Genomic DNA, 14292 nt, shown 5'->3' with positions numbered 1-14292 from the left:
TCCCTTCTTTTTCAGTAATTCGAAAGGGGGCCCTTCATTGGAAGCCATCAATAAACTTCATGTGCTGTTACAACAAATCGGGATGACAGATGACGAGTTTGTTGTTCATTTCGAACAGGCTGTGTTGGAGCGAGTAAATATTCATCGGAAATCACGAGTTTGGCAATTCAATCTGACCGTGCAAAAACCGCTACCTGCGCCAGTATATTCGACTTTCTCCCGCCGTGTAGCGGAAGCTTTCGCTGCCATCGCGACCGTCAGATTACATATCACCAGCCAAACAGAGGAGTTCGACGAACGGCTATATACGGAATATTGGCCGATTGCCATGGAAGAGATTCAAGACATGTCTCCTCCGATCCGGGAGTTACTCCGCAATCAACAGCCTCAAATAGCCGGCAATAAAATGGTTCTCCACTGTACTAATGAGCTGGAATTCAAAACATTGAAAAGCAAATATGCGGAACGGATCTCGGACGTCTATGGCTCTTTCGGTTTTGTGCAACCTGCCATTGATTTCAAAGTAAGAGAGGAGTCCGGAGAAGAGGAAGCAGCCCGGATCGCTTTTTTGAAAGAACGGGAAGCGGAAGAGGAAGCGTTGGCTCAAAAAGCGCTATCGGATATGAAGCAGCGGGAATCGAACAGAAAGGAAAACGGCTCTGTTTCCGGACCTTTCCAACTCGGAATCCCGATCAAGCCCGACGAACCGCTTATGGAGATTAAAGACATCCAGGACGAAGAGCGCCGTGTCACAATAGAAGGCTATGTATTTGATGTCGATGTCCGGGAATTAAGAAGCGGTCGTTCCTTGCTTACCATCAAAGTGACCGATTATACGGACTCCATCTTAGTGAAAATGTTCTCCCGTGACAATGAAGATGCCGAAATGATGAAGACTTTGAAAAAAGGGGCTTGGGTCCGTGCGCGTGGCGGCATCCAGAACGACACATTCGTCCGGGACCTTATCATGATGGCTCAGGATATTATGGAAATCGCTCCTGTCGTCCGCAAAGACAATGCCCCGGAGGACCGGAAACGGATCGAGCTCCATGCCCATACGATGATGAGCCAAATGGATGCGGTCGTCTCCGCCTCAAACCTTGTAGCACAAGCTGCGAAATGGGGGCATCCGGCGATTGCCATTACGGACCATGCCAACGTCCAATCGTTTCCGGAAGCCTATTCCGCAGGGAAAAAGCATGGCATCAAAGTCATCTTCGGATTGGAAGCGAACTTGGTCGATGATGGCGTGCCGATTGTCTATGATGAACAACATCGGTCCTTGAAAGATGATACGTATGTCGTCTATGACGTGGAAACAACGGGTCTATCTGCTGTCTATGATACGATTATCGAATTGGCTGCCGTCCGGGTGCGGAATGGGGAAATCATCGACTCATTCGAGCGGTTTGCCAATCCTCATCATCCATTGTCTTCGACGACGACAGAGCTGACCGGTATCACGGATGACATGGTGAAAGACGCTCCGGAAGTGGAGGAAGTCATCCGCGATTTCATCGAATTTATTGGCGATTCGGTTTTGGTTGCCCACAACGCAAAATTTGATATGGGCTTCTTTTACGAATCGGCAAAACGGGCAAGCCTTGAAACGCCTGCTTATCCGGTCATTGATACGCTAGAGTTAGCGCGCTTCATCCATCCGGAATTACGAAATCACCGCTTGAACACATTGGCGAAAAAATATGACATTGAATTGACGCAACATCACCGGGCCATCTACGATACAGAAGCGACCGCCCATCTCTTCCTCCGACTTATGAAAGAAGTGGATGAGAAAGGGATCCAGTACTTGGATGAACTCAATCTGCATGTCGGTGAAGGGGACTCGTATAAACGATCCAGGCCTTCCCATTGCACCCTTCTCGCAACGGATGATGAAGGGCTGAAAAATTTATTCAAACTGGTGTCTTATTCCCATATGAACTATTTCTATCGGGTCCCACGGATTCCCCGTTCCCTCCTGATCAAACACCGTAAAGGGCTGTTGGTCGGTTCTGGATGCGATAAAGGGGAAGTATTTGAAGGGTTGATGCAGAAGTCGATGGATGAGGTGGAGGAAATTGCAAAGTTCTACGACTACTTGGAAGTGCATCCGAAACCGGTCTATTCACATTTGCTAGAACTCGAATTGATTCGCGATGAATGGAATATGGAAGATATCATGCGCAAAATGATCAAGCTTGGGAAGAAAGTCGGGCTTCCGGTCTGTGCGACGGGGAATGTCCATTACATTGACGTGACGGATGCCAAATTCCGTGAAGTGCTGGTCCGTTCGCAAGGTGGCGCCAATCCGATGAACCGGCATTCATTGCCCGCTGTCCATTTCAGGACGACTGATGACATGCTCGAAGAGTTCTCATTCCTAGGGGAGCAAGTGGCCGAAGAGATTGTCATCGATAATCCGCGCAAGATCCTTGAAAGAATTGGAGACGTCAAGCCGATCAAAGACGATTTGTATACCCCGACGATTGAAGGGGCGGATCAGGAAGTCCGCGACTTGACGTATTCCATGGCGCATGCGATCTATGGTGACACATTGCCTGAGATCGTCGAAGCCCGGATCGAAAAAGAATTGACATCGATCATCGGGCACGGGTTTGCGGTCATTTACCTCATCTCCCATAAGCTGGTGAAAAAATCATTAGACGATGGTTATCTTGTCGGCTCCAGGGGGTCGGTCGGTTCGTCCCTTGTTGCGACGATGATGGAAATTACCGAAGTCAACCCGATGCCACCGCATTATGTGTGCCCTTCCTGTAAGACGAGTGAATTCTTCACGGACGGTTCCGTCAGTTCAGGGTATGACCTACCGGATAAAGAATGTCCAAACTGCGGTACAATGTTTAAGAAAGACGGACAGGATATTCCGTTTGAAACTTTCCTCGGATTCAAAGGGGATAAAGTTCCCGATATTGACTTGAACTTTAGTGGAGAGTATCAAGCCCATGCCCATAACTACACGAAAGAATTGTTCGGGGAAGATTATGTATATCGTGCGGGAACGATAGGAACGGTTGCGGAAAAGACGGCATATGGGTATGTTCGTGGTTATATGAATGACAATGGACTGAATTTAAGGGGAGCGGAAGTGGATCGGCTTGTCCAAGGATGTTCCGGGGTCAAGCGGAATACCGGACAGCATCCGGGCGGCATCATCGTTGTCCCGGATACGATGGAGATCTTCGATTTCACCCCGATCCAGTTCCCAGCGGATGATACGGAATCCACTTGGAGGACGACTCATTTCGACTTCCATTCGATCGATAACAACTTGTTGAAGCTTGATATTCTCGGTCACGATGATCCGACAATGATCAAGATGCTGCAAGATTTGTCGGGGATCGATCCATTGACGATCCCACCGGATGATGAAGGAGTCATGAAGTTGTTCAGCGGAACCGAATCGCTTGGGGTCACGGAAGAGCAGATCGGCTGTAAGACCGGAACGCTCGGTGTGCCGGAGTTCGGGACCCGATTTGTCCGCCAAATGTTAGAAGAAACGAAGCCGTCCACATTCTCCGAATTGATCCAGATATCGGGTCTATCGCACGGGACGGATGTGTGGTTGGGCAATGCCCAGGAATTGATTCAAAATAAAATATGTGAACTGTCCGATGTGATCGGGTGCCGGGATGATATCATGGTGTATTTGATCTACCAAGGGCTGGAGCCGTCTTTAGCGTTCAAAATCATGGAATCCGTCCGGAAAGGGAAAGGATTGACTCCCGAATTTGAAGCGGAAATGAAAGCGAACAATGTGCCGGATTGGTATATTGAATCTTGCAAGAAGATCAAATACATGTTCCCGAAGGCGCACGCTGCCGCTTATGTACTAATGGCACTACGAATCGCTTATTTCAAAGTGCACCATCCACTGATGTACTATGCCGCGTACTTCACGGTACGGGCAAGCGATTATGATTTGATGACGATGACAAAAGGGTCAGCATCCATCCGGGCACAAATTAAAGAAATCAATGCCAAAGGGTTGGATGCGTCGCCGAAAGAGAAAAGCTTACTCACCGTGTTGGAAATTGCACTGGAAATGTGCGAACGGGGCTTCCAGTTCGCGAAGCCAGATCTCTATAAGTCGGACGCTACCCAATTCATCATCGAAGGAAACTCCCTCATCCCACCGTTTAACTCGATTCCTTCCCTAGGAACAAACGTAGCGAAGACCATCGTGGAGGCGAGGAAGGATGGGGAATTCTTATCAAAAGAGGATTTCCAGCAACGCGGACGTGTGTCGAAAACGGTCGTCGAATATATGGATTCCCTCGGTTGTTTGGAAGGCATGCCAGATGCGAATCAGCTGTCACTGTTTTGAGTGCGGCAATCCGGCGCCTCATTGTTTGCATCGACTTCCGACGTATGATATGCTTAGTTCAACTTTTGTAATAGTCTTGCGCCGAAAGAGTGGGGGATACCCGCTCTTTTCTGCCGTTCTATACCATTTTTATTTTCAATACATTGCGCTTTGACGTAATGGACAAAGTGTTCAAGTGGATTCGACGATAGCCCTCCTACATCCGAAATTCCGGGCGGTTCGTTTTTGACCTCCATTTTTGAGCATATACTAAAGTGAGATGTCGGGAGGGTTATAATGAGTAAAATTACAGAAGAAGTCGGCAAGCTGGTCAGTCCGATTGTGGATGAACTAGATCTGGAACTTGTCGATGTCGAATTCGTGAAAGAAGGAAAAGACTGGTTCTTGCGAGTCTATATTGATACGCCGCAAGGGGATATCGATATTGACCAATGCGCCTTAGTAAGTGAAAAGTTGAGTACTGAACTGGATCGGACAGACCCGATCCCACAAAACTATTTCCTTGAGGTCTCTTCACCTGGGGCGGAGCGCCCATTAAAAAAGGAAGAGGATTACGAAAAAGCAGTCGGCCAGTATGTCTTTATCAAAACATATGAACCGATTGATGGCATGAAGGAATTTGAAGGCTATTTGATCGTAAATGAACCGGATTCCATTGAACTGCAAATCCGAATTAAGACTAGAAAAGTGACGGTAGCGATCGAAAAGGAAAAAATCGCGCTAGCTCGATTGGCCATTGATTTTTCCGCATAATTCAACGTAGGAGTGATTAACATGAGTAGTGATCTACTCGATGCATTGACAGCTCTTGAGAAGCAAAAGGGAATCTCAAGGGATATATTGGTTGAGGCGATCGAAGCAGCGCTTGTAACCGCCTATAAACGCAATTTTAACCAAGCGCAAAATGTGCGGGTTGACTTAAACCTTGAAAAAGGGACGATGAAGGTGTATTCCCGCAAAGACGTCGTCGAAGAAGTGGAAGACGAGCGGTTACAAATTGCATTGGAAGATGCGTTAAAGATCAATCCGGTCTATGAACTTGGCGATGTGGTTGAAGAAGAAGTGACGCCAAGGGATTTTGGACGGATTGCTGCTCAGACGGCAAAACAAGTCGTCACACAGCGTGTCCGTGAGGCAGAGCGCGGCCTGATCTATGAGGAATATATCGATCGCGAGGACGATATCGTCAATGGGATTGTCGAGCGATTGGACGCCCGCAACCTATATGTCGGGCTCGGCAAAGTGGAGGCAGTGCTGCCGGCAAGCGAACAGATCACAACAGAGTCTTATCAGCCGCATGATCGCATCAAAGTCTATATTACGAAAGTAGAGCGGACGGCGCGCGGACCTCAAGTGTTCGTTTCCCGTACGCATCCTGGATTGCTCCGCCGACTATTTGAAATGGAAGTGCCTGAAATTTACGATGGCGTTGTCGAGATTAAATCGATTGCACGTGAAGCCGGAGACCGATCTAAAATCTCTGTTCATACGAACAACGAGGAAGTTGATCCGGTCGGTTCTTGCGTTGGTGCAAGAGGTGCGCGTGTCCAGGCGATTTCCAATGAGCTGAACGGTGAAAAAGTTGATATCGTGGAATGGTCGGAAGACCCGGTTGTCTTTGTGGCAAACGCGTTAAGTCCTTCCAAGGTGATCGATGTACAGGTGAATGAAGAAGATCGCTCCACAACAGTTGTCGTCCCTGATTATCAGTTGTCACTTGCCATTGGGAAACGTGGACAGAATGCCCGCCTCGCAGCCAAACTGACAGGTTGGAAAATTGACATTAAAAGCGAAACCGATGCGAGGGAGCTTGGAATCTATCCACCTTCCGAAATGGATGCGGCTGTGGAGGGTGCTAACGAAGAGGAAGTTTACGAAGACGATCCATACTTTGTGGAAGAAGACACGGCCGATGATATCGATAACGAGCCGATCGATCTTTATTCAGACGGCGAAGATTGAGAAGGAAGGATGAAAGCACATGGCTAATATGAAAAAAGTACCTTTGCGTAAATGTGCGGCAACGGGCGGAATGTTCCCTAAAAAGGAAATGATCCGGATCGTCCGCACGAAAGAAGGGGAAGTTTCAGTCGATCTCACAGGCAAGAAATCCGGCCGCGGGACGTATGTGTCAAAATCCGAAGAAGCTGTCGAAACGGCACGTCGCAATCGGGCAATCGAGAGTCAGCTGAATGCTGCAGTGCCCGAGCAAGTCTATGAAGACCTTTTGCGGGCCATCCGCCGTGAGGCTTTAAAATGAAGTCTTCCAAACAATTATTTCAAATGCTTGGTATGGCCGCACGGGCTAGAAAAATCATCACAGGTGAAGAATTAGTCGTACGCGAGGTTCGATCTGGAAATGCTCACTTGGTCATCATTTCCGAAGATGCCTCGAAAAATACGATGAAAAAAATAAATGATAAATGCAATAGCTATAACGTTGAGAAGCATGTTTACGGGACTCGTGAAGAACTCGGGCATGCAATCGGAAAAGAGTCGCGGGTCGTACTCGCATTGACGGATGCCGGCTTTGCCGGAAAAGTATCCGGGCTCCTCAACGAATTAAACCGGGGGTGGGCTAATGACGAAAATACGTGTACACGAATACGCGAAACGAGTGAATCGGACGAGTAAGGAAGTCATCGAAGAGCTTGGAAAGATTAATGTGAATGTAACAAATCATATGTCGATGCTAGATAATGATGCAATCTCCAATTTGGACAAGAAATTCAAGACAAGTGGTGGAGGTGCTCCTAAACAGGGGAACCGACCAGCAGACCGGAATCCAGCAAATCGTCAAGGTGGTCAAAATCCACAAGGCAATCGCCAAGGCGGATCCCAACGGCCGGCACAAGGACAAGGAGGCCAGCAACGTCCGCAAGGCCAAGGCGGTAACCGTCCAGCACAAGGTCAGGGCGGCCAGCAACGTCCGCAAGGCCAAGGCGGTAACCGTCCAACACAAGGACAGGGCGGCCAACAACGTCCACAAGGTCAAGGCGGCAACCGTCCGGCACAAGGACAGGGCGGCCAACAACGTCCACAAGGTCAAGGTGGAAATCGTCCGGCACAAGGTCAGGGTGGCCAACAACGTCCACAAGGTCAAGGTGGTAACCGTCCAGCACAAGGTCAGGGCGGTCAACAGCGTCCACAAGGCCAAGGTGGCAACCGTCCAGCACAAGGGCAAAACCGTCCAGGCGGCCGCGGTGGACGTCCACCGGCAAGAGGCATCAACCAAGGACGAAGAAGATACCGTCCGGCTCCACAGCCGAAAGTCGAACTGCCGCTACCGGAAAAAATCACATTCTATGAGTCGCTGTCTGTTGCGGAATTGGCGCAGAAGCTCCACCGCGAACCGTCGGAGATCATTAAGAAGCTGTTTATGCTCGGCGTAATGGCGACGATTAACCAAGAATTGGATAAAGACGCCATCGAGTTGATCTGTGCGGATTACGAAGTGGAAGTCGAAGAGGAAATCCGTATAGACGTGACGGATCTTGAAATTTATTTCGAAGAAGCTGAGGAAGATGAAGCGGCGCAAACGGAGCGTCCACCGGTAGTGACCATTATGGGGCACGTTGACCACGGAAAAACGACTTTGCTCGATTCCATCCGGAATACGAAAGTGACCCAAGGGGAAGCAGGCGGAATCACCCAGCATATCGGAGCCTATCAAATTGAAGACAAAGGCAAAAAGATCACTTTCTTGGATACACCTGGACACGAAGCGTTCACTACAATGCGTGCCCGAGGTGCGAAAGTGACCGACTTGACTATTCTTGTTGTTGCGGCGGATGATGGCGTCATGCCACAGACGGTCGAAGCGATTAATCATGCGAAAGCGGCCGAAGTACCGATTATCGTAGCCGTCAATAAAATGGATAAGCCTACTGCAAATCCGGATCGTGTCATGCAGGAATTGACGGAGCATGGCCTTGTTGCTGAAGCATGGGGCGGCGATGCAATTTTTGTTCCAATTTCCGCGTTAAAAGGGGAAGGGATCGATCAGTTGCTGGAAATGGTTCTCCTCGTTGCAGAAGTTGGCGAACTGAAAGCAAATCCGAAGACGAAGGCAAAAGGTACCGTAATCGAAGCCCAGCTTGACAGGGGGCGTGGCTCGGTTGCTACCTTGCTGGTACAAGACGGAACACTACGAGTGGGAGATCCAATCGTAGTCGGAAATACGTTTGGGAAAGTCCGTGCGATGATCAACGACGTCGGCCGGCGTGTAAAAGAAGCGGGTCCTTCCACTCCGGTTGAAATTACCGGTTTAAGTGATGTTCCGCAAGCTGGAGATCGGTTCGTCGTCTTTGAAGACGAAAAAACGGCCCGCCAAATCGCGGAATCCAGAGCAGGTGAAGCGTTACAAGAGCAACGTGGGGAAAAAACTCGCGTTACTTTGGATAACCTATTTGATCAAATGAAACAGGGCGAGATGAAAGAGTTGAACTTGATCGTCAAAGCGGATGTTCAAGGGACTGTGGAAGCGATGGCCGCTTCTCTTATGAAAATTGAAGTGGAAGGCGTCAATATTAAGATCATCCATACGGGCGCAGGCGCGATCAACGAGTCCGATATTTCACTCGCGGCCGCTTCCAACGCAATTGTCATCGGATTCAACGTCCGTCCGGATGTCAATGCCAAACGGGCAGCCGAAGAAGAAGGCGTCGATATCCGCCTACACCGCGTCATTTATAAAGTGATCGAAGAGATTGAGTTCGCAATGAAAGGATTACTCGATCCTGAATACGAGGAAAAAGTGATCGGGCAAGTGGAAGTCCGTGAAACATTTAAAGTGTCTAAAATCGGTACCATTGCGGGAAGCTATGTGACAGATGGAAAGATTACGCGCGATTCCAGCGTACGGATCCTCCGCGATAATATTGTCATTTTTGAAGGCGAACTCGATACACTGAAACGCTTCAAAGACGATGTAAAAGAAGTGGCAAGAGGATATGAGTGTGGAATTACGATTAAAAACTTCAACGATATCAAAGAAGGCGATATTATTGAAGCTTACGTAATGGAAGAAATCAAGCGCGTATGATCGTCTATGCGGAATGTACATTTTTCATTCCGGAGGCTGCTTCCCTAAAAGAGAAGCGGTCCGTACTGAAACGAATGACAGACCGGGTGAAAAATGCCTATAATGTCTCCATTGCGGAAATCGATCATCAAGATCTGTGGCAACGGACAACGATCGCCCTCGTTGCAACAGCTTCCTCGACAGATGCAGCAGAACGAGAAGTGCGGAGGGCAATCCGATTCCTGGAGTCCAATCCAGAGTGGGAAATGTCCGATTTATCGTTAGACTATTACTGATACGGAATTGGGGTGACCATCCATGTCAATGCGCGCAAACCGTGTCGCAGAACAGATGAAGAAAGAACTGGGAGCGATCATTGGTCAGAAACTGAAAGATCCACGTGTTGGATTTGTTACTGTGACAGATGTGGAAGTGACTGGAGATTTGCAACAGGCGACAGTATTCATTTCCGTCCTGGGCAAGGACTCTGAAAGAGAAGCTACGTTAACAGGTCTGACAAAGGCGAAAGGATTTATCCGTTCGGAAATCGGCCAACGGATCCGTTTGCGGAAAACACCGGAAATCGAATTCGAATTCGATGATTCCGTTGAATACGGAAACCGGATTGAATCTCTTCTAAGGCAGGTCAGTGACGAGCGAGAAGAATGAGTTGAAGGAGGAAGTCGATGTCCAAGGGGACTTTCGGCTTCCTCTCTTTACATAATTATGGCTGAATCAAAGGGGTATACAAGATGGATGGAATACTTCCACTATGGAAAGAAAAAGGCATGACATCGCATGATTGCGTATTCAAACTCCGCAAAATTTTGGGAACGAAAAAAGTCGGCCATACCGGAACGCTTGATCCAAATGTGGAGGGCGTTTTGCCAATTTGTATCGGCCAAGCAACGAAAGTCGCAGAATACATCACCGATGCCGGTAAGGAATACGTTGCGACCATTTCCATCGGCACCGCTACGGAAACTGAGGATGCCGACGGTTCCGTCATCGCTTCCGATGTAACATATAAAAAAATTTCCAGAGACGAAATCGACAAGGCACTTGCCCGATTGACCGGTGATATAGAGCAAATTCCTCCCATGTATTCCGCAGTCAAAGTGAATGGACGGAAATTATATGAATACGCGCGGAAAGGGCAGGAAGTGGAACGTCCGAAGCGCGTCGTACGTATTGAAGAGATCGTTTTACTTGATCCAAAGGAGATGTATGAGGGAGAACAGATCACGTTTACTATTCGGGTCGTTTGTGGAAAAGGAACCTATATTAGGACACTTGCGGTGCAGATTGGAGAACTTCTTGGCTACCCGGCACATATGTCATCTCTCATCCGTACGGCCTCCGGAGCCTATCGAAAAGAGGATTGCCGAACGTTGGATGAAGTGAAAGCGATTCAAGAAGCGGGACAGATTGATTCCTTTCTGCGTCCATTGGAAACGGCGCTGCTCGACTTTCCTGCAGTGGAAGTGGAGGAAGCGCTTTATGACAAAGTAAGCAATGGACAAGTCTTGCCACAACACTCAAAATTGATGGATAGCATACTTCTCGTTTTTACAAAGGAAAAGAAGGCCATAGCCATTTATAAAAAGCATCCGACGAAGGAAGGGCTTATGAAACCAGAGAAGATGTTTCCATTGAATAGGTAAAGGGGGAATGAATTTGGACATTTACAGATTGCAATATCCTGATCACACGACCACGGGTTTGAACGAATGTTATTCACTTGCCATCGGATTTTTCGATGGATTACATAAAGGCCATCAAGCGGTCATCCGAGCAGCTCAGATAAAAGCTGCCGAACTTGCGATCCGCTCGGCAGTCATGACCTTTGATCCGCATCCGTCCCATCTTTTCGGAGGAGGGAAAAATAAAGTAAGCTATATTACTCAATTCCCTGAAAAAGTGAGACTCCTCGAGGAAATGGGAGTGGATACGTTATTCGTCGTCCATTTTGATTGGGAACTTGCTTCTCTCACCCCCGAACAATTTGTCGACGTATTCATAAAAGGTCTGCAGGTGAAACATGTCACAGGCGGATTCGATTTTACATTCGGTTCCAAGGGCGTTGGTACGATGGAAATGATGGACAGTCTGTCTGGAGGGGAATATGGCACGACGGTCATCGGCAAGGTAAGCGATCGGGCTGAGAAGGTATCGTCTACGCGTATTCGGAAATTATTGGAAAATGGAAACGTAGAAGAGACCGTGCAGTTGCTCGGCAGGCCGTTCCGGACGATCGGCACAGTTGGACATGGCGACAAAAGAGGGAGGTTGCTCGGTTTTCCAACAGCGAATCTAGTCCCGGAGCCCGATACGTTATTGCCGGCGAATGGAGTCTATGCTGTTCGATTTACCTTTGACGGCCGAACGTTTGACGGCGTTTGCAATGTCGGCGTGAAGCCGACATTCCATGATCCGGATCAGTCAAGACCCTCTGTGGAAGTCCATGTCTTAGATTTTGACGGGGACCTATATGGCAAAGAGGCGGCCGTCGACTGGATCGCCCATATCCGAGGCGAGCGGAAATTCGACTCGGTCGATGCGTTGATCCAGCAGATCGGGATGGATAAAGAAACAGCGAGAGAGTTATTGGCAAAACAAGGTTGATAGTTGCAATTATAGAAACATCGTGATAGTATGAACAAGTGTAGAAACTGCACGAACCGTTCCTTGGCAAGTCGAATCACCAACGGTTGCTCGGGATCTGGGGATACTTTGAATTAGGAGGTGAAAAGGATGGCAATTACACAAGAGCGTAAACATGAATTGATCAATGAATTCAAGACTCACGAGAACGATACAGGGTCTGCTGATATTCAGATCGCTATCCTTACTGAAGAGATCAACAACCTGAACGCACACTTGAGCACTCATAAGAAAGACCACCACTCACGTCGTGGCCTTATGAAAATGATCGGTCGTCGTCGTAAGCTTCTAAAATACTTACGTGAGACTGAAGTTCAGCGTTACCGTGATCTTATTGCAAAACTCGGCCTACGCCGTTAATAAGATGACTTCGAAAAGCAGGCAGATGCCTGCTTCAGACTGTAGACAAAGTCGAGATGTTTTCGAGTTTGCTTACAGTCTTTTTTCTTTATAAAATGAAATTAATCCCTAAAACGTTGATTTCCGCTGCGGGCGGACGCTTTCCGCGGGCACGGCTTCAGCCGCTTCCCTCGCTGCGCTCAGTCCAGGGTCTTCAGCTCGTGCTGTTCCCGCTGGAGTCGCCGCCCTCCACTCCAATCAACTGGGTGTCGTAAAAATAAATGAGGTGATGGATATGATGACGAAGAACCAAATCAATGAACGCGAACAGTTGGAGATGCTGACCATAGATCAGCTGGTCCCAGAGGACCACCTGGTTCGTAAACTGGATGCAGCGATTGATTTCTCCTTCATCTATCCATTGGTGGAAGACCTCTACTCCCCGTTAGGTAGACCGAGCATCGATCCGGTCGTGCTCATCAAGATGACATTCATCCAATACACCTTTGGCATCCGGTCCATGCGTCAGACCATCAAGGAAATTGAGACGAACATGGCATACCGCTGGTTCCTGGGCTTCGGCTTCCATACCGAGGTCCCTCACTTCTCCACTTTCGGGAAGAACTATGTCCGACGTTTCGCGGACACGGATCTTTTCGAGCAGATCTTCTACCGTATTCTGAAAGAGATAGCGGATCAAGGGCTCCTCAGTCCGGAACATGTCTTCATAGATTCCACCCATGTGAAGGCGAGTGCGAACAAACGGAAATTCCAGAAGAAGACAGTTCGCAAGGAGACGCGTGCTTATGAGCAGAAGCTCCAAGAGGAGCTCAACCTGGACCGGGAGGAGCACGGGAAGAAGCCGTTCCCTCCGGAGAAGTTCGAAAAGGAGGAATTCAAGGAGATCAAGGAATCCACAACCGATCCGGAGAGCGGCTACTACGTGAAGGACGAACGCACGAAACAGTTCGCTTATTCCTTCCACGCGGCCACCGATGAAAAGGGGTTCGTCCTGGCGAACATCGTCACGCCCGGCAATGTCCATGACAGCCATATGCTCCAGCCGCTAGTGGAAAAAGTCATCGATGAAGTGGGTCGTCCTGCCGTCGTTGCCGCTGACTCTGCATACAAGACACCAGCCATTGCGAATTTCCTGATAGAGAATCAGATCCTCCCGGCCCTTCCCTATAAGCGACCGATGACCAAGAAGGGCTTCTTCCGGAAAAACGAATATGTCTATGACGAGCATTATGACTGCTATATCTGTCCGGAAGGGCAGATCCTAGAGTACCGGACCACGACGAAAGAGGGATATCGCCAGTATGCCTCGACCTCTTCCATCTGTGCTTCCTGTCCGGTGATCGACCAATGTACACACAGCAAAGGGCAGCAGAAGGTGATCCTTCGCCATATCTGGCAGGACTATCTGGATATTGCGGAAGACGTAAGACATAACTTTGAAATCAAAGAGATATATGCCAGACGCAAAGAGACAATCGAGCGTGTTTTTGCTGACGGGAAAGAGAAGCATGGTATGCGATGGACAACCCTGAGGGGGCTTAAAAAATTGTCCATGCAGGCGATGCTTACTTTCGCTGCCCTGAATCTCAAGAAACTGGCCTTATGGACATGGAGAGAGCCTTCCATGGCCTAACGACAGACGAAAAGAGGGCGAATACTGGGCTTTTCTCAAATCAATCTTCCTAGAAATTAAAAAGGGTTGGAAATCAACTCGATTTCCAACCCTTTTGTCTACAGTCTGAAGCAGGCAGATGCCTGCTTTTTTTATTTTCACTCAAACAGCGAGTTTCAGGAAGCGCTCATATCTTCCGCCGTACGCCCTAGCCTTTATATTCACTGTTTGTTATTTACAGTGTGTTACTTGAACTTAACTCTATTTTTCTCGGCAACAAGTTAA

12 protein-coding genes are annotated in these 14292 nt (G+C 48.5%); all 12 read left to right on the top strand.

All coding sequences use genetic code 11. From position 1 onward, the window contains the following. Positions 1–37: 37 nt before the first annotated feature. Positions 38–4348, top strand: coding sequence for a PolC-type DNA polymerase III (locus AB1K83_RS01015; RefSeq protein ID WP_413056288.1), 4311 nt, complete (start codon positions 38–40; stop codon positions 4346–4348). Between the two features lie 276 nt (positions 4349–4624). Next, on the top strand, positions 4625–5101 hold the full coding sequence (rimP, locus tag AB1K83_RS01010; protein WP_413056287.1) for a ribosome maturation factor RimP: 477 nt from the start codon (positions 4625–4627) through the stop codon (positions 5099–5101). A gap of 21 nt (positions 5102–5122) precedes the next feature. Continuing rightward, complete coding sequence (gene nusA / locus AB1K83_RS01005) at positions 5123–6310, top strand: transcription termination factor NusA (protein ID WP_413056286.1); 1188 nt, start codon at positions 5123–5125, stop codon at positions 6308–6310. Between the two features lie 19 nt (positions 6311–6329). Next, positions 6330–6608, top strand: coding sequence for an RNase P modulator RnpM (gene rnpM, locus AB1K83_RS01000; protein ID WP_413056285.1), 279 nt, complete (start codon positions 6330–6332; stop codon positions 6606–6608). Further along, positions 6605–6982: a YlxQ family RNA-binding protein gene (locus AB1K83_RS00995; RefSeq protein WP_413056284.1), complete on the top strand. Its 378-nt coding sequence runs from the start codon at positions 6605–6607 to the stop codon at positions 6980–6982. The genes rnpM and AB1K83_RS00995 overlap by 4 nt, the downstream gene beginning before the upstream one ends. Next, positions 6930–9392 carry a translation initiation factor IF-2 gene (infB, locus tag AB1K83_RS00990; RefSeq protein WP_413056283.1) on the top strand — a complete coding sequence of 821 codons (2463 nt, stop codon included), beginning with the start codon at positions 6930–6932 and terminating at the stop codon, positions 9390–9392. The genes AB1K83_RS00995 and infB overlap by 53 nt, the downstream gene beginning before the upstream one ends. Beyond that, entirely contained in the window at positions 9389–9667 is a 279-nt protein-coding gene (locus tag AB1K83_RS00985) for a DUF503 domain-containing protein (protein ID WP_413056282.1), read from the top strand. The genes infB and AB1K83_RS00985 overlap by 4 nt, the downstream gene beginning before the upstream one ends. Before the next feature lie 22 nt (positions 9668–9689). Then, entirely contained in the window at positions 9690–10040 is a 351-nt protein-coding gene (gene rbfA / locus AB1K83_RS00980) for a 30S ribosome-binding factor RbfA (RefSeq protein WP_413056281.1), read from the top strand. 83 nt (positions 10041–10123) lie between these two features. Beyond that, positions 10124–11035: a tRNA pseudouridine(55) synthase TruB gene (gene truB / locus AB1K83_RS00975; RefSeq protein ID WP_413056280.1), complete on the top strand. Its 912-nt coding sequence runs from the start codon at positions 10124–10126 to the stop codon at positions 11033–11035. A gap of 13 nt (positions 11036–11048) precedes the next feature. Beyond that, entirely contained in the window at positions 11049–11996 is a 948-nt protein-coding gene (locus AB1K83_RS00970; RefSeq protein WP_413056279.1) for a bifunctional riboflavin kinase/FAD synthetase, read from the top strand. A gap of 129 nt (positions 11997–12125) precedes the next feature. After that, on the top strand, positions 12126–12395 hold the full coding sequence (rpsO, locus tag AB1K83_RS00965) for a 30S ribosomal protein S15 (RefSeq protein WP_041074144.1): 270 nt from the start codon (positions 12126–12128) through the stop codon (positions 12393–12395). Between the two features lie 274 nt (positions 12396–12669). Next, a complete protein-coding gene (locus tag AB1K83_RS00960) occupies positions 12670–14028 on the top strand; it encodes an IS1182 family transposase (RefSeq protein WP_413056278.1) in 1359 nt (452 codons plus the stop codon). The last annotated feature ends 264 nt before the right edge of the window (positions 14029–14292 follow it).

Origin of the sequence: Sporosarcina sp. 179-K 3D1 HS (genome assembly GCF_047228905.1) — a bacterium.
GTDB lineage: Bacteria > Bacillota > Bacilli > Bacillales_A > Planococcaceae > Sporosarcina.
Note: the sequence above shows the minus strand (reverse complement) of the source record. Positions and strands in the feature narration are given on the sequence as shown.

Excerpts from the sequence above, each read along its gene's own strand:
- rimP (WP_413056287.1), top strand. The coding sequence starts at position 4,625 with ATGAGTAAAATTACAGAAGAAGTCGGCAAGCTGGTCAGTCCGATTGTG.
- nusA (WP_413056286.1), top strand. The coding sequence starts at position 5,123 with ATGAGTAGTGATCTACTCGATGCATTGACAGCTCTTGAGAAGCAAAAG.
- rnpM (WP_413056285.1), top strand. The coding sequence starts at position 6,330 with ATGGCTAATATGAAAAAAGTACCTTTGCGTAAATGTGCGGCAACGGGC.
- AB1K83_RS00995 (WP_413056284.1), top strand. The coding sequence starts at position 6,605 with ATGAAGTCTTCCAAACAATTATTTCAAATGCTTGGTATGGCCGCACGG.
- infB (WP_413056283.1), top strand. The coding sequence starts at position 6,930 with ATGACGAAAATACGTGTACACGAATACGCGAAACGAGTGAATCGGACG.
- AB1K83_RS00985 (WP_413056282.1), top strand. The coding sequence starts at position 9,389 with ATGATCGTCTATGCGGAATGTACATTTTTCATTCCGGAGGCTGCTTCC.
- rbfA (WP_413056281.1), top strand. The coding sequence starts at position 9,690 with ATGTCAATGCGCGCAAACCGTGTCGCAGAACAGATGAAGAAAGAACTG.
- truB (WP_413056280.1), top strand. The coding sequence starts at position 10,124 with ATGGATGGAATACTTCCACTATGGAAAGAAAAAGGCATGACATCGCAT.
- rpsO (WP_041074144.1), top strand. The coding sequence starts at position 12,126 with ATGGCAATTACACAAGAGCGTAAACATGAATTGATCAATGAATTCAAG.
- AB1K83_RS00960 (WP_413056278.1), top strand. The coding sequence starts at position 12,670 with ATGATGACGAAGAACCAAATCAATGAACGCGAACAGTTGGAGATGCTG.